This window comes from Mesorhizobium sp. USDA 4413 (genome assembly GCF_056280365.1).
On the sequence record NZ_JBVPRP010000001.1, the window covers coordinates 2475312 to 2498416 of the forward strand.

Annotated in this window: 18 protein-coding genes and 2 pseudogenes; 13 read left to right on the forward strand and 7 right to left on the reverse strand. The window is 57.9% G+C overall.

The annotated features are described in order from the left end of the window. Positions 1 to 198: 198 nt before the first annotated feature. The 3 genes from ACVMIM_RS11945 to ACVMIM_RS11955 are packed head-to-tail and all read right to left on the reverse strand — an operon-like array spanning position 199 to position 4585. Entirely contained in the window at positions 199 to 2328 is a 2130-nt protein-coding gene (locus ACVMIM_RS11945; RefSeq protein ID WP_476112121.1) for an ABC transporter ATP-binding protein, read from the reverse strand. Positions 2329 to 2338: 10 nt separating this feature from the next. Then, entirely contained in the window at positions 2339 to 3538 is a 1200-nt protein-coding gene (locus tag ACVMIM_RS11950; RefSeq protein WP_476112122.1) for an ABC transporter permease, read from the reverse strand. A gap of 9 nt (positions 3539 to 3547) precedes the next feature. After that, positions 3548 to 4585, reverse strand: coding sequence for an ABC transporter permease (locus ACVMIM_RS11955; RefSeq protein WP_096874898.1), 1038 nt, complete (start codon positions 4583 to 4585; stop codon positions 3548 to 3550). Between the two features lie 201 nt (positions 4586 to 4786). Between ACVMIM_RS11955 and ACVMIM_RS11960 the strand changes: the two genes are divergently transcribed. The 4 genes from ACVMIM_RS11960 (at position 4787) to ACVMIM_RS11975 (ending at position 7619) form a co-directional block, all read left to right on the forward strand. Then, positions 4787 to 5695 carry a LysR substrate-binding domain-containing protein gene (locus ACVMIM_RS11960; RefSeq protein ID WP_052459110.1) on the forward strand — a complete coding sequence of 303 codons (909 nt, stop codon included), beginning with the start codon at positions 4787 to 4789 and terminating at the stop codon, positions 5693 to 5695. Positions 5696 to 6133: 438 nt separating this feature from the next. Then, the gene (locus tag ACVMIM_RS11965; RefSeq protein ID WP_476112124.1) at positions 6134 to 6406 is read left to right on the forward strand and encodes an aminotransferase class III-fold pyridoxal phosphate-dependent enzyme; all 273 of its coding nucleotides are present in this window, start codon (positions 6134 to 6136) and stop codon (positions 6404 to 6406) included. Next, on the forward strand, positions 6381 to 7460 hold the full coding sequence (locus tag ACVMIM_RS11970) for an aspartate aminotransferase family protein (RefSeq protein WP_476112126.1): 1080 nt from the start codon (positions 6381 to 6383) through the stop codon (positions 7458 to 7460). The genes ACVMIM_RS11965 and ACVMIM_RS11970 overlap by 26 nt, the downstream gene beginning before the upstream one ends. A gap of 6 nt (positions 7461 to 7466) precedes the next feature. Then, positions 7467 to 7619 carry a N,N-dimethylformamidase alpha subunit family protein gene (locus ACVMIM_RS11975; protein ID WP_476112127.1) on the forward strand — a complete coding sequence of 51 codons (153 nt, stop codon included), beginning with the start codon at positions 7467 to 7469 and terminating at the stop codon, positions 7617 to 7619. A gap of 571 nt (positions 7620 to 8190) precedes the next feature. On the opposite strand, the gene ACVMIM_RS11980 is transcribed toward ACVMIM_RS11975, so the two are convergent. From ACVMIM_RS11980 to ACVMIM_RS11995, 4 genes are all read right to left on the reverse strand, one after another. Further along, on the reverse strand, positions 8191 to 10068 hold the full coding sequence (locus ACVMIM_RS11980; protein ID WP_040970556.1) for an MBL fold metallo-hydrolase: 1878 nt from the start codon (positions 10066 to 10068) through the stop codon (positions 8191 to 8193). Positions 10069 to 10382: 314 nt separating this feature from the next. Next, positions 10383 to 12035 (reverse strand): ABC transporter substrate-binding protein, encoded by a 1653-nt coding sequence (locus ACVMIM_RS11985; protein ID WP_476112129.1) that lies wholly within the window; start codon positions 12033 to 12035, stop codon positions 10383 to 10385. Between the two features lie 448 nt (positions 12036 to 12483). After that, positions 12484 to 13350 carry an NAD(P)/FAD-dependent oxidoreductase gene (locus ACVMIM_RS11990; RefSeq protein WP_476112131.1) on the reverse strand — a complete coding sequence of 289 codons (867 nt, stop codon included), beginning with the start codon at positions 13348 to 13350 and terminating at the stop codon, positions 12484 to 12486. Then, entirely contained in the window at positions 13310 to 13855 is a 546-nt protein-coding gene (locus tag ACVMIM_RS11995) for an FAD-dependent oxidoreductase (RefSeq protein WP_476112133.1), read from the reverse strand. Before ACVMIM_RS11995 ends, ACVMIM_RS11990 begins: the two co-directional genes overlap by 41 nt. A 178-nt stretch (positions 13856 to 14033) precedes the next feature. Here ACVMIM_RS11995 and ACVMIM_RS12000 point away from each other — a divergent pair. The 9 genes and pseudogenes from ACVMIM_RS12000 to ACVMIM_RS12040 form a co-directional block, all read left to right on the forward strand. Then, a pseudogene (locus tag ACVMIM_RS12000) lies at positions 14034 to 14138 on the forward strand (helix-turn-helix domain-containing protein); the annotation flags it as partial. A gap of 33 nt (positions 14139 to 14171) precedes the next feature. Further along, positions 14172 to 14840: a LysR substrate-binding domain-containing protein gene (locus ACVMIM_RS12005; RefSeq protein WP_476117189.1), complete on the forward strand. Its 669-nt coding sequence runs from the start codon at positions 14172 to 14174 to the stop codon at positions 14838 to 14840. A gap of 219 nt (positions 14841 to 15059) precedes the next feature. After that, a pseudogene (locus ACVMIM_RS12010) lies at positions 15060 to 15383 on the forward strand (trimethylamine methyltransferase family protein); the annotation flags it as partial. A gap of 25 nt (positions 15384 to 15408) precedes the next feature. After that, positions 15409 to 16599 (forward strand): trimethylamine methyltransferase family protein, encoded by a 1191-nt coding sequence (locus tag ACVMIM_RS12015; RefSeq protein ID WP_476117191.1) that lies wholly within the window; start codon positions 15409 to 15411, stop codon positions 16597 to 16599. 182 nt (positions 16600 to 16781) lie between these two features. After that, complete coding sequence (locus tag ACVMIM_RS12020; RefSeq protein ID WP_476112134.1) at positions 16782 to 17474, forward strand: corrinoid protein; 693 nt, start codon at positions 16782 to 16784, stop codon at positions 17472 to 17474. A 69-nt stretch (positions 17475 to 17543) separates the two neighbouring features. Continuing rightward, entirely contained in the window at positions 17544 to 18578 is a 1035-nt protein-coding gene (locus ACVMIM_RS12025; protein WP_082044275.1) for a GlxA family transcriptional regulator, read from the forward strand. 132 nt (positions 18579 to 18710) lie between these two features. Next, complete coding sequence (gene dddP / locus ACVMIM_RS12030; protein ID WP_476112137.1) at positions 18711 to 20042, forward strand: dimethylsulfonioproprionate lyase DddP; 1332 nt, start codon at positions 18711 to 18713, stop codon at positions 20040 to 20042. A gap of 236 nt (positions 20043 to 20278) precedes the next feature. Next, complete coding sequence (locus ACVMIM_RS12035; protein ID WP_476112138.1) at positions 20279 to 20674, forward strand: N,N-dimethylformamidase alpha subunit family protein; 396 nt, start codon at positions 20279 to 20281, stop codon at positions 20672 to 20674. Next, on the forward strand, positions 20664 to 22871 hold the full coding sequence (locus ACVMIM_RS12040) for a N,N-dimethylformamidase beta subunit family domain-containing protein (protein ID WP_476112140.1): 2208 nt from the start codon (positions 20664 to 20666) through the stop codon (positions 22869 to 22871). Before ACVMIM_RS12035 ends, ACVMIM_RS12040 begins: the two co-directional genes overlap by 11 nt. Positions 22872 to 23105 lie beyond the last annotated feature (234 nt).

Consider the following 23105-nt stretch of genomic DNA (forward strand, 5'->3'; position numbering starts at 1 on the left):
GGAAGGCCGGCAAGGAGTCTTGGTGTAGGTCCTCGGGCGGCGGCAGCCTTTCGACGGGCTTGGCCCCCTGCTAGGCGGAAGAGCAAAATCTGGCCAACGTATACGGTGCCAAGCGCGGGTGGGCACAACGGTGGATGACCGTCCCGCGGAAGCACTGCTGCGCCGGATTCCCGTCGCCTGCTGAGGTTATCGGACTGATTACGCAGGCTTCTCTGCGTCCGGACTGTGCGAAGCGAAGCTCACCACTGGTTCCTGTCTGGCGAGTTGTTCGTCGCTAAGCCAGCAAAGGCTACGATGATTGTTTCCCAGATCCCTGAGAGGCGGCAACTCCCTGTCGCAGCGGTTCTCGGGAACGAGCTTTTTCCATCGACAGCGCGTCTGGAACGGACAGCCCGGCGGCGGACTCATGGCCGATGGGATATCGCCCTCGAGGACGATGCGCTTTTTGACGGCGCTGGTGTCGGCGATCGGGATCGCAGATAAGAGCGCTTCTGTATAGGGGTGGTAAGGAGGTGAAAAGATCTGGTCCGTCGTGCCCTGTTCCACGATATGACCGAGATACATGACCACCACACGGTCAGCTATATAGCGGACCACGGACAGGTCGTGGCTAATGAATAGCATCGTGGTCTGGTTCTTGCGCTGGATGTCCATCAGCAGTTCAGTCACTGCTGCCTGCACCGAGACATCTAGGGCGGAGACTGGCTCGTCGGCCACCACTAATTTAGCGCCCCCCGCGAAGGCACGTGCGATCCCGATCCGTTGTTTCTGTCCGCCGGAAAGCTGGCGTGGTTTGCGTTTTTCGAAAGCGCGGGGAAGTTTGACCAGGTCCAGCAGTTCTAGCATCTTCTGGCGCCGCTCCGCGCGATTTTTGCCAACTTTGAATTTCTCCAGAGTGCGGACGATCTGCGAGCCGACCGTATGGCTTGGATTGAGCGTGTCAAACGGGTTCTGAAACACCATTTGTATGGAAGAAACCGTTTCCACGTCGCGCGCCTCGATGCCTGTGGATTGGATTTCCTTTTCGCACAGCTTCACGGTGCCAGAACTTGCCGTTTCGAGCCCTAGCAGCACTTTCGCCAGCGTGGACTTACCGCAGCCGGACTCGCCGACAATGGCGACAGTCTCGGATTGCCTCGCGACGAAGGTGACGTTCTCGTTGGCCTTGACGGTGCGCATTCGCCCGCCCCCCAAGATCGAGTTCGCTGCGACCTCGTAATGTTTCTTTAGGCTATTCACCTTGAGCACTGGCGAGCCAGGCTTTACCGGCTCTCGGGCCTTGTCGGCGCCTTCAGGGAGCGCAGCCCAGTCGATTTCATTGAATCTCACGCAGCGGCTGTAATGGCCCTGGTGCCCCTCGACCGGAATCATGGGGATTTCTCCGGCGTCGCAGCGGCCTCGCACGAAGTGTTGGCAGCGTGGACCAAAATTGCAGCCGCGCGGCCGCTCATGCGGCAGAGGAAGCTGGCCTGGAATAGCTACTATTGGCCGGGAATTTTTGTCCGCCCCTGGCAGAGGTATCGACCGAAAAAGGCCCTGGGTATAAGGATGGCGCATCCGGTCGAACACATCGGACACAGTCCCTGTCTCAACCGCCTCGCCGGAATACATCACCGTGATGCGGTCACAGGTTTCCAGAATCAGACCAAGATTGTGTGAGACAAAGATCATCGAGGTGCCGAAGCGCTTACCGAGATCCTTCACCAGTTCAATGATACCCGCTTCGACTGTCACATCGAGGGCAGTTGTGGGCTCGTCCAGCAGGAGGAGTGCCGGTTTGGACAGCAACGCCATGGCTATCACTATGCGCTGCTGCTGGCCGCCGGAAAGCTGGTGAGGGTAGGAGCGCATTATGCGTTCCGGATCAGGTAGGCGGACTGCATTCAGCATTTCAAGCGAGCGGCGGTTTGCCTCCTGCTTTGAGACCTTCTCGTGGAGGATCGGCACTTCCATCAGCTGCTCGCCAATCTTCAAAGCAGGGTTCAGGCTCGCCATCGGCTCCTGATAGACCATTGCTATCTTGTGTCCGCGCATGGCACGGAGCTCCGCCTCGGACATGTCGCCCATGTCCCTGCCTTGGAATTTGATGCGGCCCCCAACAATCCTCCCGAGCCCGGGAAGGTCCCGCATAATGCCTAGGGAAACCGTAGACTTGCCGCAGCCCGATTCCCCTACGATTCCCATGGACTCCCCAGGCATGACCGTGCAGGAAAAGTCCATCACGGCCGGGATCGCCCCACTCTTGGTAAAGAAAGAGATCGACAAGTTTTCGATCTCGATGATCGGCTGGGCGCTTGCTACGGTCGTCAGTTTGACAGCTTCGTTCATAGCCGGCCTCTCAATCTTTGAGCGATTCTTCGCGAAGTGCGTCAGCTAAAAGGTTCAGTCCGAGCACAAAGGACATTAGCGCGATGGCCGGTGGCAGTGCCGGATGGATATAAGCGCGCAAAAGTCGGCTCGCGTCCTTGATTGCTGTCCCCCAATCCGGACTATCGGGCGGAACCCCTAGGCCGAAATAGCCCAGCGTTCCGAGCAGGATCGTCGTGTACCCAACGCGCAAGCAGGCATCGACGATCAATGGGCCTCGAGCGTTTGGTAGGATTTCCCAAATCATGATGTACCAGGCGCTCTCGCCGCGTGTCTGGGCAGCTGCGATGTAATCGCGCGTTTTAATGTCCATCACGAGGCCGCGCACGATGCGAAACACGCTGGGTGACGACCCGAGGACAACGCCCACAAAGATGTTGAGATAGTTCGCACTGACGTGCATCACGCCAACCGGATCGGCGTCAAATATCACGCCCGCATAGATCCAGGCCCCAATAAGAATGGTAGCTCCAATAAGAAGGTAATAACGCTCCGGGCAGCTTTTGTATCGGGTATGGAATAAAGTCAAAAAGAATACGATGGGGATCAAAAAGATGACGGCGGCGAACGACCTCGAAATGGAGACTCCAATGCCCGTCGCCTCGCTGAACCAATTGTCAAAGGACAACTCCCGAACGTCCGGCGTCACCAGGAGGTAAAACAGCAAAATGACAGGGAATGCCAACAAGAGGTTGACAAAGAAGGATAACACAGAATCGACGCGACCGCCGTAGTATCCGGCGGGCAAGCCGAGTCCGATCCCAGCAATTAGTGCAAATGCTGTAGCTGAGGGCGCGATCGACATCACAATTCGGCTGCCGTACACCATGCGACTGAACACATCCCGCGCAAGTGTGTCGCCGCCGAAATAGTAAACCCCGCTGCCATCAGGGACTATGGTCCCCGGCAGCGCTCCCTTCAGTGCTGCGATTTGGCTGATGGGATCGAATGGCGCGACGATGGGAGCGAATATGGCTGTAGAGAGCCAAAAGAGGCATATGACGACTCCAGAAAGTCCGACGCCTGTTCTGAACAGGTCCCCATAGAGCCCAAGGTGTTTGCGGAAGCGAATGCTAAACGCAAGCCACACAGCCATAGTGATCCAGACCGACCAGAACCTTCCCAGGACAGCAACGGCTATATTGAACCAACCAATTATCTCAAGCTGCACTGATGCCTCCTACTGCACTCGAATGCGCGGGTTGAGATAAACGTAGCCGATATCTGAGATCAGCTGAGTCAGCAACACCACCACTACAGAAACTAACGAACAGCCAAGCAGAAGGTCGATGTCATTGTTAGCCGCTGCTTCGTTCAATATAAAGCCAAACCCTTGGTAGCGGAACATGGTCTCGACTACTACGACGCCGGTGAGCAGCCATGGAAACTGAAGCATGATCACTGTAAAGGGAGTGATCAATGCATTTCGCAGGGCGTGTTTGAGCACCACTCTGGGAAAAGAGAGACCCTTCAATCGCGCGGTGCGGATGTACTGTTGGGTCATCACTTCGACCATCGACGCTCGCGTCATGCGAGCTATGTAGCCGATGTCCGCGATGGCCATTGTCATCACAGGTAATGCGAAATTGTAGAAGGTAAGGCCTTGTCCGGTTGCCGAAGCGGCGGAGCCGTTCAACCATCCCAGCCAGGAAGCGAAGATCACCGTGAAGATGACGCCGGAAACATATTCGGGCGTGGCTGTTGTGACGATTGATAGGACAGAAAGAGTCCTGTCCGTTGGAGTTCCCTCCCGCATTCCGGCCAGAATGCCCATCAGCAATGAAATTGGGATGACCGTCGCGAGCGCCCAGAACATCAGCTTACTTGTAGCTGCCAGGGCCGGCAGAATTTTTGCGGAAACGGCGGTTCGGAACTTCGTCGAACATCCGAAATCGCCTTGAAGCACGCCGGAAACCTGGCGAGTCGTCGGCCCGCTGCAAAATCCAAATTTCGGCGCCGGCTTGCCCGTGGTAGGATCGACGCTGGGGTCCTTGGGCCAGACGCCGACCCATTCGGCGTATCGCTTGAAGAAGGGCTCGCGATAGCCATTTGCCTGAAGCCAGTGTTCTACGTCGACGGCGCTAGCTCGATTATTGGTCTGGTTCAGTGCTAGCTTCTTCAGGTTCGGTTCCAGGTTGACCATATAGAAGACGATCAGCGTCAAACTGACCATAGTCAGCGCCATCACACCTAGACGGCGCAGGATAAAACTATGCATTACGTCCTCATCAACACCGGCGCGTGTACCCGGGCCAAACTCGACCTTTTCCGTCACCTCGATTTAAAGCTGATTGGAACAGCCGGCTAAAGGTTTGTCCCTGGCATATTGCCACAACACCGCATCAGCTTCATCTTTGAATAGGCGATGCAGCGGCGACGCCGTAGACGGAAAAGATCGCATTTGATATAGACCTGCTTCATGTCCAAGCTTCGCGATCTCGTCCCGTCCACCCATTCGCTGTTCGTTTTCGAAGCAGCTGCCCGCACCCTGAGTTTCAAGAGGGCGGCAAGCGAGCTCAATGTCACGCAGCCGAGTGTCTCGCACTCGATCAAGATGTTCGAGAAGCATTGCGGGACCGGGCTGTTCGTGCGCGACAACCGCGGCGTGCAGCTGACAGAGGCAGGCAGGCAGCTTTACGACGAGGTGCGCGTCGGCTTTCGCCGGCTGGAGCAAAGGCTTGAGGCGATCTCCGGGCGCGGAACGCAATACATCACCTTTGCCGCCTCAACCTCTCTGGCGGCACATTGGCTGGCGCCTCAGCTCTACGACTTCCAGGCCGAACATCCCGACATCAGGATCAAGGTCGTCGCCACCGATCGCGACATTGATCCCGATCACGAGGTCGACGTCACGGTGTGGGTGCGGCCGCGGGACTTCGAGAGGGGCAATAGCTGGTTCGTCTGCGACGAGATCATCTTTCCCGTCTGCTCGCCCGCCTATCTTCTGTCGCATCCAGCCCCACAGGGCGTCGACGATCTGGTCCACCATCAGCTGATCCATTCATCGGATGCTTATCGCAAACGCATGGACTGGTCCGAGTGGGTCGAACTCGCGGGTGGCGATGCGAGCGAGATCAAGCCCAACATCGTCTTCAACGATTCCCAGCTGACGCTTCAAGCGGCTCTGGCCGGCGAAGGAATAGCGTTGGGCTGGTCCTTGACGGCTCAGCAACTCGTCAAGAACCGCCTTCTGGTGAGGCCGCTCCCAACCGAGATCAAGACCGAACGAGCATTCTTCCTGCTGACCAGCGACGACGTCAGCAAGAACAAGCGGTGCAAGGTCTTGGTAGACTGGTTTCTCGCCCAGTCCGAAGAGCTCCGTCTGTGACTTTCGAGCCGGCACATCCAAGTGGTACCCCGGCTCAGTTTGCGCCTCCGACCGGCTAGATATAAACTGTTTTTCTCGCCAGCCCGCTCCGACGGGAGTTCCAGTAGTGCATTGCGCCTGAGTCGCCGTTAGATTCTTGTGACTCTGGGTTCATCCCATTTGGGAGCGCGTGACGGAAACGGTTGTCCTCTAACTTACATCCTGCTGCGCAACTTACGCTTTGGGCGCGCCCGCTATGCGGTCCGGCATAAACTGGATTTGGGGCCGACAAAAACTTTTAGCTGTTCTCGGCGGGTCCGCTACTCTCTATGCTCAGATCGAGACCTGCTCTTGCAGAACTTTTCATCCGAACAGTGATGATGCTTCATTGCCGCGAGCCTTGGCGAATGGCGTGGTTTTTCTGGCGCGTCTCGATGCGATCTAACAGGAGGTAATTAAATGGTGTCGAATGTTGCTTTGGACGAGCGCCGGAACGCTGCGGTTGCGGCTTCGGTCTCTCCGCCCTTTCCCATGTATGTCGAGCGGGCTCAAGGTGCAGAGATCTGGGACGTGGAGGGACGGCGCTATATCGACTTCCTGAGCGGCATGGGCGCTCTCGCGGTCGGACACTCGCATCCGAAGGTTGTCGCTGCCATTCAGGCCCAGCTTGCCAAGTTCAGCCACACCTTCTTTGGCACCGCTCCTTATGAGAGCTACCTTCGCCGTGGCTGAGCGGCTGAACCAGCGTTGCAAGGTGGGCGGACGGGCCAAGACCCTGCTCGTCACGACCGGTGCCGAGGCGGTCGAGAATGCCGTCAAGATTGCCCGCGCCTACACCAAGCGGCGCGGCATCATTGTCTTTGGCGGCGCCTTTCACGGCCGCACGCTGCTGACCATGGCAATGACGGGAAAGGTAAATCCCTATAAGCAGTCCTTCGGGCCGTTCCCGGGCAACATCTATCGCGCGCCTTACCCGGATCTCTATCGGGGTGTCAGCGTCGAACACTGCCTTGCGGCCCTGGACACGCTGTTTGAATCCGAGATCGAGGCGAGTGCGGTCGCGGCGATCGTCATCGAGCCGCTTCTGGGCGAAGGTGGCTTCATTCCGGCCCCCGTCGAGTTCATGGCAGGCATCCGGCGCCTTTGCGACCAGCACGGCATCGTTCTCGTTGCCGACGAGGTGCAGTCCGGGCTGGGCAGAACCGGGCGTCTGTTTGCCATCGAGCATACCGGCATCGAGCCTGACCTGCTCTTGATGGCCAAGAGCCTGGCAGCCGGCATCCCGATTGCCGCGGTCGTCGGCAAGGCGCAGATCATGGATTCGGTTACCTCAGGCGGCCTGGGCGGCACCTATGCGGGCAACCCGCTGGCCTGTGCGGCCGCCTTGGCCGTGCTCGATGTGCTGGAGGAGGAGAACCTGCTTGGCCGCGCCAATGAGATCGGCGAGCGTCTCACGGCTGGCTTGCAGCGCATCCAGAAGAAGCGAAACCGCACAGTGATTGGCGACATCCGTGGGCTGGGCTCGATGATCGGCGCCGAACTGGTCGAAGATGGAGAAACCCGCAAGCCGGCGCGCGCGCTCACCGCCAGGGTCATCAAGGAAGCAGCCAGCCGCGGCCTGCTGCTGGCATCGGCCGGCCGCCACTTCAACGTCATCCGCTTCCTCGTGCCGCTGGTCCTGACGGATGCGCAGGTCGACGAAGCGCTGGGCATCATCGACGAATCGATCGACGTCGCGCTCGAGAGCGAGCTTGCTCCGGCAAAGGCCGCAGCTCAGGCCAGGTGAGAACCCATGAACTTTGCTGATCCCTCAGAGGCGCTTGCACTGGCAAGCGAGTTCCGCCGGGCACCATTCGGGCATCACAGCCCGAACCTGCAGAAGCTCCTGCGCACCTTTCGCAGTGTTCCAATCGCCGGAAAACACGCCTCGTGCTCACAGGGGTGAGTGACGCGCATTCACTGGGCAGGGTCTAATCGCCTGCCCAGTGAAGCGCATTCTGCCTGTCCATACATTGTCGGGTCAGTAAGCTAAACCAGCCAACCTCGACAGATGAGCTCGGTCTGCGTCTGTATCGTAGGTCGCGCCAGCATCCTGCTTTCGAACCCGGAAAGCTTGCGTTGGTTTCGGAATTTTTGCTGAAGCGTCGATAGGGCGCTGATGCGATCGCGACCCAGAGCCGTGGAAGGTGGGCGATTGGCACCAATGTTGCGTATCGGGCGTTCCGCCATCGTTGGCTCAGAAAAGTCCCGTTGACCCCATCCGTGGAGAGATTCTCGTCCCCTCTAAGAGGATACGGAAAGCGAAGGCCCAGAACCGAGCCAATTGCAAAGGCAGTCAGTGCTACGCATCACCGGCACGAAGAGAACGAACCCGCCGCGGTCGCCGGCGTTCGTCGCATATTCGCCAACCCGCCCGGTGACTTTGTATCGACTGTCGCCATAACTGCTTGAGGAAAACCGGCCGATCAGAAATTTGCCACTCTCTCGACCGGCTACTCGGCAAGGAACTCACAAGCCTAACGCCCGCTGGCGACTGTCACGAGGGCTTCACAGATAGGCCCGTGCGACACGCCATCCACAAAAACCTCGGCAACCAATAGCCTGCGCGTTCGATCCGCGTCCGATGGTGCAGTCGCGCGAAGGATTATGTCGCCTTGCTCTGCCGGCGCGAGCGTCATCGGTTGTACTCCGGCGCGCGGTCGCCAACCAAAATCCGGTAATAGGCGAGCTTCATACACTGCGGAGCGATTCAGGTTGTTTCGGATCCTCACAGTATAGGTGACTTCGCTGTCCGGGCGGGCCTCTGAAACGTATGGCAACATCCGCGCCCAAAAAAGATCGATGAAATGGTCCGCAGGTTCCCGCACCACATCGCGAAAAGCCGCCTCCTTCCGCTGGACGTAGCCCGTATACTCAGCGACTTGTGACGGACCCATCTCGATCAGCGGGCCATGGCCGGGACACAGGAGATCAGGCTTCGTGGCCTGCAATACGTCTGCGCAACGTCGATGCATTTCCAATTGGAAGCTGTTGCGCATCACAGTTAACTGGACAGGGATCTCGCGATGGATTCCCCCAGCGCGAGGATTGCAGAGGGCGACATTATCACCGCTAAAGAGCACCCTCCTTCCGTCAATCTGACCCAAGATCATTGAATGGAATTCGGTTTGGCCCGGTGCATAGTGAATCTGAAATTCAAACCCTCTCCAGCGGAACGTCTCCCCATCGCGTAGAACTCTCTGCACTTTAATGGGTTTATGAAAACAGCATGGCGTACTCGCCCAGGCAGATGGATTGGCAATGACTTCGGCGACACAGTCGAGAGCCCAGCACTGAGTATTGAACTTTCGCTGAAGAAAGGGAATCCCGCAAACATGGTCGTCATGAATGTGAGTGGGAACAACCAGTTCGATCTGCTGCACTCCATAATCATCCCGGAGCTGGTCCATATGATGCTCGATAAAACGGAGAGCTTGCATGGCGCCATGGTCATTGCCGAAATGCAGGTGTCCCTGTGAGGACAATCCGTAGTCAATCAGCATCGCGTGCCCGCACCCGCTAAGCACGATGTAAAAGTTCGAGCAGGTGTATGGGCCCGCCCAAAGCAGGTGATCCGAAATGCGCTCCAGCTTGCTTTCACGCAACGTCTTCCAATCCTCAAATCCTGTATTCCATCCCGATGTGAAAAGCCGGCCTATATTCGCAAGCTGTTCTAGCTTTGGCTCCAGCCTTTCGATATCCGCCCTGACATCGCTGATTATCCCTCCATGGGAAGGGTAAGCGACGGACACGTTTTCCTTCTTTAAGGCAAGAATGGATTGCATTGTGAACTCAACGCCGACCAGATCGCCGTAGGCATACTCCATCGCATGCAGCTGATAGAGATTGCCGCCGGGCGTCATCAAGTCTCCGGTAAAGGCGATCTTCTGGCCGTCCACGTGCGTGACCAGGGCCACCATGCCGTAAGTGTGGCCTTTGGCTGGAAGGACGAATATTTCGTACTCGTTCCAGACGAAAGTACCATAGTCTTCCAGGAATGCGTCTACCGAAACGTTTTTGCCCAGCGAGAAGAATGTATTCGTGTTGTTGTAGTTGCCGTATATCGCTCTGGCCTGCCAGTAAGCTTCGACATTGTCGAACAGGTGTCTCTCGAATTCCGGCACGGCAACCTTCGCGCCCGTCTTCTGAACGCTTCTTGTTCCCCAGCATTGGTCTCTGTGGTGATGAGTATGTAAAACCCAATCAACTCGGTCGATCCCGATCTCAGCGAGGTGCTGCATGACAGCGCCGGAACCTGTATCGATTAACAGGGCATTCCGACCACTCTTCAGGATGTACACGTTACATGCGTCACGAAATTCCCAGAGGTTTCTGGAGTGTTGGATCAAAGTCATGTGATTTCGTTCCATCAGCAGCCCAAGAGAATTGGTGGAATCTCGACCCGCTTGCCCGGAAGGAATCACAAATAGGGGAGGGGCGGGAGCCCATCTTCGCCGGTCATGCCCACACCCGGGCCAGAGCCTCGGTCTCTGGGTCCAAACTGCCCCGCCTGCCGCGAAAGATGTTGGACCCGACTGGCGACTTAGGGTCGGCAACGCCAGTCTTGGAGGCCGTCAGGACGACCATATCTTCCGGAGTGTCCGCTGAAAGTCAGAAGGAGTTTGAGCGGCTTGCCCTCCGGCAAGCCGCTCGATTGTCAAGCTTACCATCAGCCAGTTTGATCGATCCAAACCTTTGCGAGGTCGACATCAAATGTCGGGTGCATGTCGTATCCCTTCACCTGCTTGGTCGAATGGTGAAACACGGACAGCCAGTAGGGCTGGATGAGAACGCCGGAGTCCTGCAGAAGCGTTTCAATGTCCTTCATGAGCGGTTTGCGCTTCTCGGGATCCGGCACGGTTAGCGCTTGGTCCAGGAGCTTATCGAATTCCGGGTTTGACCAAGAGGACTCGTTCCATTCAGCGCCGCTTCGATAGGCGAGCGCCAAGACCTGAACAGCAAGCGGCCGCATATTCCAGTTCGTGGCCGAAAGGGGGTATTTCATCCAATCGTTGTAAAAAGTGCTACTTGGCAGAACGGTGCGCTTCACCTTGAAGCCAGCCTCGCGGAGCTGCTGCGCAATTGCGTCCGCTGAGTCTTTGAGCCAATCGACATCCGGGCCGAAAATTTCATGCTCGAATTCCATCTGACCGGCTTCGGTCATGAGTTGCTTTGCAGCCTGGACATCTCGCTTCTTCTCTGGGAGAGGATAGTATTCCGGGTGTATGGGGGCTACATGATAGTTGGCGGCAACCGTACCACGGCCATTGTAGCCAATTTGCAGGATAGTGCCATTATCGACGGCAAGTTGCAGGGCATTGCGAACTCGCTGGTCATCATATGGCTTGGCGGTAACCTTCGTCCGGCACACGATCGTCGTCGCCGTCTTTGCCTCGGATTTGGCGAGGCCTAGCGCGTCGCACGCGTCGACGTTGTTCGCAAACGTCTGGTAGTTTGCGTCGATCTCTTTTGACTCGAACGCGCTTTGAAGCAGAGATGTGTCGGTGCCATAGTCAATAAACTGAACCTCGTCCAGATACGGTTCACCGCCCCACCATGTCCCGTTCGTCCGGCGCTTCAGCACGGCCTTTTGGCCCACCTCCCATGTGGCCAGTTCAAACGGTCCCGTACCAACTGGATGGGTGACCAGATTTGACCCGTTCTTTTCAAAATCGCGGTGCACCACCAAAGCCGGGTAGTCCGCAAAACCGGCGATGACTGTGACGTCAGGTTTCGACAGCGTGAGTTTGATCGTATGGTCGTCGACCTTTGTGATGGCGCCTTCTTTCGCCTTGCCCGTCTTTTCATCGATGAGTGCGGCCAGACGCGCTGCCATGGAGTTCCCGGGCACATCCTTTTCACACCACCGCCTCAGGTTGAACATGACGTCATCGGCGGTGAAATCGTCGCCGTTGTTCCATTTCACACCCTTGCGGACATGTAGTACGTACTCCGTCGCATCGTCTTTGGCTTCCCAATGGTCCAACAACCAAGGTTCGAAAGTGAACTTGTTGGTATACTTGACCAGTGGATCCAGAAATTGCCGATAAATGTTACCGATTTCGGGATAATCACTTACGCGAGGATCTTTGGCACCGTAGACGGGCATGGCAATTCGTAATGTTCCACCTTTCTTTCCTATCTCTTCCGCATGTGCAGCCGGAATGGCCCCAATCATAGAGTACGCCACAGCAGTCGAAGCGCCAAATATTGAGGCGAGCGCCAGGAATTCGCGCCGATCCATTCCACCTGCTCTTGTCTCTTCGGCAAGCCTGTCGATTATTTTGGGCATAGATTTGCCCAGCCTGTTAAAAAATCCCATTTGAAACCTCCAGGTTTATGGTTGATATTATGGAGCTAGCCTACCGACCTGAATTTCGTCGTCTCGCCGCGGCCTCCGACTGGTAGCCGATGGACCCGCCGGCCAGATATCTTGTCCCCGGTCTGGCCAATATTCCTATCGATGGAAGACGAGGGCGCGCTGCTGAGATTGTCCATCCGCTTGCCAACTAGACCACCCTATGTGCTTAAGCGCCAGAGAGGCTTGATGCAAATTTACGCGACGATTAGAGGTCGCTGAACTACGAAAAAAAGCTCTGCGATATAAATACACCCTATGTCGCGGTCGGAAGTGTTGGCCACTGTAGCATTCACAATCGAAGCGTACATGGAAGCCGTGAATGGCCGACGCTGGCGCGGACAGCCGTCCTGAGTTACAGCGCCGAGCTCTCATCCGGCCTGAATGCCGGTCAAATTCGCGCGGTTTATTGCTAGACCTCAGCGCCGGCCTGTCTGAAACGGACCGCGGTTACGATGCGCACGCCCATTGCAGTCACAGCCTTGGGATAGGGCTTATTGGGGCTCGCCCGCTTTTTTAGGATATCGATGACGGGTGACGATCGTCCAGTTGCCAGCTCGGCGACGGCCTTTCCAAAGGCGGCTCCCCTCGCCACACCTGTTCCGTTGCAGAACGCTGCGCCGTAGACATTGCGGCCCAACTCGCCGAAGACCATGCCGCCGTTTTGTGCAAGTGTAAGAAGACCGCCCCAACTGGCCTCGAACCCGATCGCTGAAAGCCCTGGCCAACGTCGGTCGAAGGCGATCTGTTGTTGCACCTTGGCCCTTGCTACATCGCGCTTCGTTGTCTTGAAGTCCGTGGCGTAGGAATAGACGTTGCGAAGGAACAGCCGGTTGTCCATCGTTCTCCGGACAGTCGTGCCGAAGCTGTTGGCCGGAATGAGCCCGTAAGCTGGCTTGGCGCCCACCTGGGCAAGCTCCTTCTCAGTGAGCTGCCTCGTCATGCTCGCAAACGTGTAAAGTGGGATCGCCCGGTTCTTGAAGAAGCCGAATTTGGTAAGGTAGCCCGATGCACAGATGATGACCTTTGAAGCCCTGATCGTTCCGGTGGGCGTTTCGAAAACATGCTCAGGGAGGCCGAATTGCACCGCTACCACAGGGGTGTTCTCGTGAACGGTGACGTTCGCCGGCAGCCTCGTGGTGGCGTTCTTGAGATATTTCGCCGGCTGGAGGAGGATGGTGCCCGGGTGGTGCAGGGCCTTGAGATAATGCTGGCTGCCGGTAATAGCGCGAATTTCGTCAGTCTCGACCCAGCTGTATCTCTGCCCGAGCGTGTCCAACGCCTTGGAGAACCGTCTGAGATCTTCGACGCCATGTGCGGTCGCGGGCGCTGTGGTACTTCCCCTGCGGGTCCCAGTCGCATTCCACGCCGTGTTCGTCGACTGCGCTCCGGATAAAGGAGATTCCGTCTAGATTGACGAAGAGCTCTTCTTTGTTGCCTTTGATGTCCTCCACGAAATCCTGTTTCCGCGGGTTGTGGGCCAGGTCAATGACAAAACCCATGCAGCGTCCCGAGGCATTGTTTCCGATGCGGCCCGCGTCCACTAAGATGACGGATGAATCCGGATTGAGTTCGGCGTATCGACGGGCCGCGTGCAATCCCATCCAGCCGCCGCCAATGACCAGACATTCGCAGTTGACGTCGCCTTTTTGAGGTAACAGGGGCAGCTCCGGACCGGACGCGGTGTACCAGCCGCACATGGTCGGTTCGGGATGAGGTGGCTCAACCACGATCCGCTTTTGAAGGGCACCTGTGTTGAATGGATTCACTGAAAGCTCGCTCAAGGTGGGTATTAGAGCAAAATTCGATAGAGCATCGGTCACAGGGCTCGTAGACGGAAAAGATCGCATTTGATATAGACCTGCTTCATGTCCAAGCTGCGCGATCTTATGCCGTCCACCCATTCGCTGTTTGTTTTCGAAGCAGCTGCGCGTTCATTAAGCTTCCAAGAGGGCGGCAAGCGAGCTCAATGTGACGCAGCCGAGTGTCTCGCACTCGATCAAGATGTTCGAGAAGCATTGCGGGACCGGTCTGTTCGTGCGCGACAACCGCGGCGTGCAGCTGACGGAGGCAGGAAGGCAGCTCTACGACGAGGTGCGCGTGAGTTTTCGCCGGCTGGAGCAAAGGCTTGAGGCGATCTCCGGGCGCGGAACGCAATACATCACCTTTGCCGCCTCAACCTCGCTGGCGGCACATTGGCTGGCGCCTCAGCTCTACGACTTCCAGGCCGAACATCCCGACATCAGGATCAAGGTCGTCGCCACCGATCGCGACATTGATCCCGATCACGAGGTCGACGTCACGGTTTGGGTGCGGCCTCGGGACTTTGACAGAGGCAATAGCTGGTTCGTCTGTGACGAGATGATCTTTCCCGTCTGCTCACCCGCCTATCTTCTGTCGCATCCCGCTCCACAGGCCGTCGACGATCTCATCCACCATCAGTTGATCGGATGCTTATCGCAAGCGCATGGACTGGTCCGAGTGGGTCGAGCTTGCCGGTGGCGATGCGAGCGGGATCAGGCCAACATCGTCTTCAACGACTCCCAGCTGACGCTTCAGGCGGCCCTGGCCGGCGAAGGAATAGCGTTGGGCTGGTCCTTGACGGCCCAGCAACTCGTCAAGAACCGTCTTCTGGTGAGGCCGCTCCCAACCGAGATCAAGACCGAACGAGCATTCTTCCTGCTGGCCAGCGACGACGTCAGCAAGAACAAGCGGTGCAAGATCTTGGTAGACTGGTTTCTCGCCCAGTCCGAAGAGCTCCGCCTGTGATTTCTGAGCCGGCCCAGGCTCCTCACTCACCGCCCCGGCTGGCCTCAGCTGGCTAGATATAAACTGGGTTTAGCGCCACCTCAAACTTTTAGGCATTCTCATGGTGCGCCTTGGTCCTTACCATCAAGTCATGGTGAGCAAGGCCGCGCATTTTCGGGCGGCATTTTTTCGATTTCATATCGTGGACCGCTGATTACCGGAACCGCAGACGAGGCTATGATGGACGCTGATACTCCCACAATCCGACGCCGCGGAGGCAGATCTTCTGTGGTTGCAGCGAGGGAAGCCGAGAAACGACCGCGCGTTTCTACCATTAAGTACGGGATTCGACCGGTGGAGGTCGTCTCTCCGGAACAGTTAGAACGCATCCATCAAGCTTCTCTAGCAATTCTGCGTGAGATCGGCATTGAATTTAGGGATGAGACGGCGATCAGGCAGTGGAAGGAGGCTGGAGCTGATGTGAAGGAGCATCGCGTCCGTCTCGAAGGCGAGATGGTCATGGACCTCCTGGCCAAGGCGCCTTCCAGCTTTGAGATGACATCGCGCGATCCGTCCCAAACGCTTCGAGATCGGGCTCGACACGATGACATTCGGGGCCATGCAGGGCGCGCCAAATGTTCGCGACCTGCAGGGCGTCCGGCGTGCTTCGACAATCGCGGATTTGCGCGACATGAACCGGCTCACCCAGATGCTGCCGGGCTTCCACATCGCTGGAGGTTTCACCTGCGAGCCGACTGACATCGCGGTGCCTTGGCGCCACTTGCACATCAACCATTCAAGCCTGGTTGAAACGAACATGCCCTTCTTCGGTCTTACCACCGGGAGGGAGCGAGCCGAGGACTCTATTGCCATGGGGCGCATCGTCCACGGCAAAGAGTTCATGGACCAGAACGCCGTGATGATGGGGCATGTATCGGGAAATTCGCCTTTGGTCTGGGATGCAACGATGCTCGAGGGCCTTCGAGCTTTTGTCGAGGCGAACCAGGTCGTCCTGCTCTCGCCGTTTGTTCTCGGAGCAGCTAACACTCCTGCGGACATCCCGGCCACCATCGCGCAGTTGAACGCAGAGGCGCTCGCAGCACTGGCATATACCCAGCTGGTCAGACCCGGCGCGAAAATGATCTACGGCCAATACTCGGTCTCGGTGTCGATGCGTAGCGGCGCGCCGATGTCCGGGATGCCTGAGGTTACCTTGCTCAACGCTGTTATCGGTCAATTGGCCAGGCGGTATGGCGTTCCGTGGCGAACCACGGCGTCCCAGTCCTCCGCCAAGACCTTCGATGCTCAGTCCGGGTATGAGTCGGCGGTCGCATACATGTCAGGGGCCAGTGCTTGCGCGAACCTGATGATGCACGCGGGCGGCTGGGATGAGGCCGGCCTAGTATGCTGCATGGCAAAGTTTGTCGCAGACGCAGAGCAGAACTTGCTGATCGAGAAATATGCCAAAGGAATATCCTTCGAGAATTTCGACGACGCTCTCGAGGCGGTCCGGCGGATCGGCCCCGGCGGGCATTATCTCGGGGATTCCTTCACGCTCAAGCACTTCAAGGACGCTTTCATCGCGCCCGAAATACTCGACTATCTCAGCTACGAGCAGTGGAAGGTCAAGGGATCAAAAGATATGGCGCAGCGCTGTCGCGAGAAGGCTAAGGACATCATCGCCAGCTATGAGCAGCCGCCTCTAAATGTGGCCCTGCGAGAAGAACTCGATGCATTCGTCGCCAAGCGCCAGGAGGAGATCTCGCCAAGCATTGCCTAGGCTCCCGTGCCGGTCAATTGCGTGGAAACAGCGCAGCAGAGGTGCGCACTTCATTCAGGTTTCGAGATGCTTCTGTTGAAGGTCTCGTGGCCAAAGAACTCCCAAGGCTTCGTCCGAAGCCGGGTCGGCGCCCCATTGAGCATGGGGTGCCGACCTCCTTGAAATCAGAATTGAGACAAAACATGGCTGATGAAGAGATCATTCTTTCCGAGCTTTCCGACGAGGAGCTCGTGCAGCAGATGCATGACGACCTTTACGACGGGCTGAAGGAAGAGATCGAGCAGGGAACGCATATTCTCCTCGAGCGCGGCTGGCAGCCTTACACCGTGCTGACCGAGGCGCTTGTCGAAGGCATGCGCATTGTCGGCGAGGATTTCCGCGACGGCATCCTATTCGTGCCGGAAGTGCTGCTGTCGGCCAACGCCATGAAGGCCGGCATGGCCATTCTGCGCCCGCTGCTCGCCGCCACCGGCGCGCCCAAGCAGGGCAAGATGGTGATCGGCACCGTCAAGGGCGACATCCACGACATCGGCAAGAACCTCGTCGGCATGATGATGGAAGGCGCCGGCTTCGAGATCATCGACCTTGGCATCAACAACCCGGTCGAAAAATACATGGCGGCCTTGGAGGAGCATCAGCCCGACATCATCGGCATGTCGGCACTGCTCACCACCACCATGCCTTACATGAAGGTCGTCATCGACACGATGAAGGAAAAGGGCATCCGCGACGATTACGTCGTGCTGGTCGGCGGCGCGCCGCTTAACGACGAGTTCGGCAAGGCCGTCGGCGCCGACGCCTATTGCCGTGACGCGGCCGTCGCTGTCGAGACCGCCAAGGACTTCATGAAGCGCAAGCACAACGTTCGCGCTTGACCTCTGAGGGCTCGATCTCGCGCCGACAGCAGTTAAATCCGGCGCGATATTTTGGACGGATTAGACACCATGAACGCGCCATTTTCACCGCCCGGCAGTTCAGGCCCAGTGCTTTGGGACGCCGCAAAGAATCAGGTGGATGCACAAACCGATCAGTGCCGTCTGATGATCTTGACGCTTCCTGGATTCTCCCTGCTCAGTCTTTCATCATTCGTGGACCCGCTTCGCCTTGCCAATTCGATCTTGGGACGGCCGTTTTTTGAATGGTCCCTGCTGAGCAAAGACGGTCAGCCGGTAAAATGCGCCAGCGGCTTTGGGCTGTCGGTGGACGGTGACTTCAAATGCGCCAGCCAAATGCTGCAGTCTGGAAATCGGCCAACTATGGTCGTCGTCTTGGCTGGCGAAATGGTCGAAAAGCAGGTTTCAGCTCCTCTTATAAATCTTCTTCGCCTTTACAAACGACACGGCGTTCCCATAGCGGCTCTGGGTACAGCAACGTGGCTGCTCGCCGAGATTGGAATGCTCGATGGGGTCCCTTGCACAATTCATTGGGACAAGCGCGCCGCATTCGCCGAGACATTCGGACGGCCCCAAGTTACCGACCGACTCTTCGTTCGGGATAGCCAGCTAGTCACATGTGCAGGTGAGTTCGCGTCGTTCGACCTGGTGATGGAGTTGATCAGCGAGCACCTCGGCAAGGAGGTGGCATTGGCCGTCTGTCGGCACACCACGGCCGGGCATTGGCGTTCCACCTCGGAAAGACAGTCGCCCATCAGCCCTAACGAAATCGGCATTTCCAAGCCGATCGCTGAAATAATCCGCATCATGGAAGAACATGTCGAGGACCCTATACCCCTGCGCGACATTGCCAGGTGCGTTGGTCGCTCGCAACGTCAGATCGAAAGGCTCTTTGCGCGCGCATTGTCAACCTCGCCGATGCGCTATTACCTCCATGTGAGACTTTCCCGTGCCAAGCGTCTCGTTGAACAGACGGACTTGCCGATCGTTGAGGTCGCGGTAGCCTGTGGGTTCGCATCGGCCTCGCATTTCTCCAAGTGCTTCCGCCTCGCGTTCGGCGCCAATCCAAATGCATATCGAGCTTAACCTCTGGCGCTGAGAGGCTGGAGGACATCGCGCGGGTAAATCCATTCTATAACACGCGGTATTTTTTCCGCGTATCGAAGTCTGCGAATCTCAGCCTTAATTGCCCAAAACCAACCTAGGGAACGCTAATCCATGTCATCTTTCTCGGTTACGACGCACAAAATTGACCCCAGCCGGCGTCCAACAGCGCTGAAGCCCGACGGGAGCATCGATGACAACAATCGCGTGGAAATCGGGCCGACCGATGTCGCCTTTGCCGAATGGTCGGCACTGGGGCTGACGCCGCCAAACCTGGTGAGAATGCGTGAGACGCGGCTCGCCCGCATCGTCCAGCAGCTTCGTCAGCGCGACTACGCGGGCGTGCTGTGCTTCGATCCGCTGAATATCAGATACGCCACCGACTCATCGAATATGCAGCTCTGGATTACGCACAACGCGAATCGGGCGGCGTTCATATCTGCGGATGGGTATGTCGTAATCTGGGATTTGCACAATTGCGAGCACCTTTCGGCTCACCTTCCACTCGTTAATGAAGTCAGGGACGGGGGCGCCGCCTTCTTCTATTTCGCCGCTGGCGACGCAGAAGACGTGATCGCCAAGAAGTTTGCCGGGCAGGTCGACGAGCTTCTGCGCCGAAGCGGAGGCAAGAACCGCCGTTTGGCCGTCGACAAGATCGAGATTCCTGGCCTGCGCGCTCTGGATGAAATCGGCATCGAAGTCTGCAACGGCATGCAACTCATGGAGCATGCGAGGGCCATCAAGGGGATCGACGAGATCAACGCCATGCGCTGCTCGATCGCGACTTGCGAGATTGCCGTCGCCAAGATGCGCGAGCGCTTGCAGCCGGGTATAGCCGAAACGGAACTGTGGTCGGTGCTTCATGCCGAAAACATCGCCAGGGGCGGTGAGTGGATTGAAACGCGCATTCTCACCTCCGGGCCACGCACCAATCCGTGGTTGGCGGAGGCAGGGCCGCGCCGCGTCGAAGCGGGCGACTTGGTCGCGTTCGATACCGATATGGTGGGTCCTTACGGCATGTGCGCCGATTTTTCGAGAACCTGGTATTGTGGCGATGGGAAGCCCACCGACGAGCAGCGTCGGTTGCATGCCATTGCATATGAGCATGTGCAGACCAATATGGCCCTGCTGAAGCCCGGCGTGTCATTCACGGAGCTTACGGAACGGGGCCATAAGCTTCCGAAGGAATTCGTCCACCAGCGCTACGGTTGCATGATGCATGGCATCGGCCTCTGCGACGAATATCCTGCCATTATGTATCCAGAGGATTTCATTCCGGGAGCGTTTGACTACATCCTTGAGCCAGGCATGACGCTTTGCGTTGAAGCTTACATTGGAGCTGTCGGCGGGCGCGAAGGGGTGAAATTGGAGGAGCAGGTGCTGGTCACCGAGAACGGCTTCGAAAATCTCACCAAATGTCCTTTCGACGCTGCTTTGATGGGCTAGATCTTCGACATCGGTCGTAACCGACCGGAGAATCGGTCGGACTTGAGCAGATGTGAAGACATCACGTCTGCTCAAGGCGTTTGTGGGGCCAGCAAGGCTGCCGAGGCCTCCCGCGGCCTGGCTCTGGCTTAGTTGGCGGGGCGTTTCCAGCTAGCCCGGGAGGGAACTAGCACGAACAGACAGCGGGAGCGCCCTTGGGGAGAAGCATCAATATTCTAAGTTTTTGAGGGCTAGACATGACCGAAGGTCCGAGCGCTGAGTTCAGTAAATCTTGGGTAGGACGCAGTGTTGAGGATGCAGGCACAGCGGCAGCCCGCGCCGCCTTGGCGGCTTTCGCTGAACGCTTCGATTTGGTGCGCGAGTTCCTGGATGCACCCTTCGGTCGCCACAGTGCCGATCTGCGCTTCGTTCTGGACGTGATGCGTTCCCAACCGACCGCCGGCAAGTGGTTCACGATCATGACCAAGCCCTACAGCGAGTGGCGCGCCGCGCGCTGGTCGCCTGACGGCTTGGACATCGCCGAAATAGCGCCGGCCTGTTTTCAAACGCGCGAGGACGTTGAGCGCTGGGTTTTCAAGCAGCGCTGGCGACATCTGATCGGCGCACTGCAGGGAAGTGATAATGAAGCGTGATCAACCAGTGATTCTGGCCTATGCGGATCGCGACAGCGTCAAGCCGGGCGAAACCATCGGCTTTGCCGTGAGCTGCATCAAACTCGACAGCTTCGAGTGCGATTTCGTTCGCTTGCTTGGCTGTGATGCCGGACCGGAAATGCCGCCCTTTAAGCCGTCCGTAATGATGGAGGGCAAGCGTTATCCAGGTCGCGAGCAACCCATCCGGGCTGGTTCCTACATTGAGGTTGAGGGCTCGCAGCGTCTGGCGGATCTTGGCTCGATAACGATTTGCGGCACCATTTTCCCGACCCATGTCAACGGCCAACCGCGTTGTCTGTTGAGTACGCTGACCGCGGACGGGCGGGGGGGAGTGGCCCTACGGCTCGATGCCGAGGGCTGCCTGACCGCAATCCTTGCGGACGCCAACGGGCCGCGGCTCTATCGCCTTGATCGGCCCTTGTCTTTGCGTCGCTGGAGCTTCGTGGCACTAAGCTATGATGCCGAGCGCCACCGTTTGCTCCTTGCGGTGCATCGCCTCGCATCCGGAACGCATGACCACGCCGGCGCGAGTTGGCTCACCGTGGATGATGTTAGTCCGCCAGCAGGCGGTGATGGCCACCTTCTAATCGCAGCCGAGCGAGGCGGCGACGGCCTTCCTTGCCACCATTTCAACGGCAAAATAGAACGCCCGCGCATCTTGGCCGCCGCGCTGTCTCTTGACCAAACCAAGGATCTGGCTGCATGCAAGCCGAACGAGCCGGTCGGCTGGCCCTGCGTGGCCGATTGGGACCTGGCGAACGAACCTGCCTCAGACGTGGTCCAGGATCTCTCCGGCTCCGGTCACGACGGCCTGTGCAACAATCAGCCCGCCCGTGCTGTCCAGGGCTCGAACTGGGATGGCTCGACCTTGGATTGGCGCAGCGCGCCTGAACAATATGCCGCCATTTACTTCCACCACGACGACATCGAGAGTCCCGGCTGGCAAGAAGACCTGCGGCTCACGGTACCGGTCAAGTGGCCGAGCGGTTGCTATGCGGCCCGCCTGAAAGGCGACGATGCCGAATTCTATGTCCCCTTCTACGTTCGCCAGCCAGCAAACGCTTCCAGCGATCTAGCCTTCCTCGCGCCCACGGCAACCTATGCAGCCTACGTCAACATGGTGTCCCAACAGCAGCGAATAGAGTACGGTCTCGGCTGCCTTGGCGTCACCTACACGCCGCTCGATCTTCTTGCTGTTGGTCTTCCAGGCCCCGGCAGGTCACTCTACGATCCGCATGAAGATGGCAGCGGGCGCTGGATCGGATCGCTACGCCGGCCAGTGCTGAACCGGCAGCCAGGAGGCTGGCTCTGGAACTTCCAGATTGATCTATGCATCCTCGGCTGGTTGGCCAAAGCAGCGCCCGATCACAACGTCTTGACGGACGAGGAGCTCGATCGCGAGGGCCTGGCTGCCTTGGAGGGTTGCCGCGTTCTGGTGACGGGCAGCCACCCGGAGTATTGGTCGCAACCGATGTTGCAGGCCCTAGATGGCTTCCTTGCTCAAGGCGGTCGGCTCATGTATCTCGGGGGCAACGGGTTTTACCACACGATTGATTTCCATCCCCGAAGACGCGGCTTGGTCGAGCTCAGGCGCCGCACTTCAAAGATGGGCCGTGTCGAAGCGGGTGACGCCTACAGCAGCTTTACAGGCCGGCTCTGCGGCCCATGGCGGGATCTGGGCAGACCCGAACAGTCACTCGTTGGGGTCGGTTATCGGACAGAGGCTTTTGACCGCTCCAGTTACTATCGTCGCCTCCCGGCCTCTGACGATCCGCGGGCGCGCTTCATTTTCGAAGGGATTGCCGAAAGCATCATCGGGGACTTCGGTACATTAGGCGGAGCGGCGGGCCTCGAAGTGGACGTGGTGGATCGCGGGCTTGGAACCCCACGTCATGCACTCGTGGTTGCCGCCTCAGAGGGCCATAGCAGCTCATACATGCGCGGGATGAGTGGAAGCGAGTTCTTCACGGCTCTGTGGAACGATGCACCAAGAGAGCCTATCCGTGCTGATATGACGTTCTTCGAGACACCAGCGGGCGGCGCTGTCTTTTCCGTGGGCTCCATCGCCTGGGGCAGCTGCCTGCCGTACGCCGACTACGCCAACAATGTCGCCCGCATTTCCGATAACGTGCTACGCCGTTTCCGCGACCCGAGTGCGTTTCAAGTACCGGACTGATGGGTTTGCGCGCGGTTATACTTTTGGAGTGGGCTTCTCCGAAGATGCACCTCATTACGAAATCCGCAGGCCAGGTATGTCGTGCGCAACGCGCTGAACGCTGCTGCCGTCTCGTCAGGGGGGCTGTCGAGACCAACCTACATAAAAACAAGCTATCCCGGCGAACACAAGAACTTGCGCTACTCAGTATTCGCCGACGAGCAGATATAAGCTGACTTTAGTACCAGAAAAAAC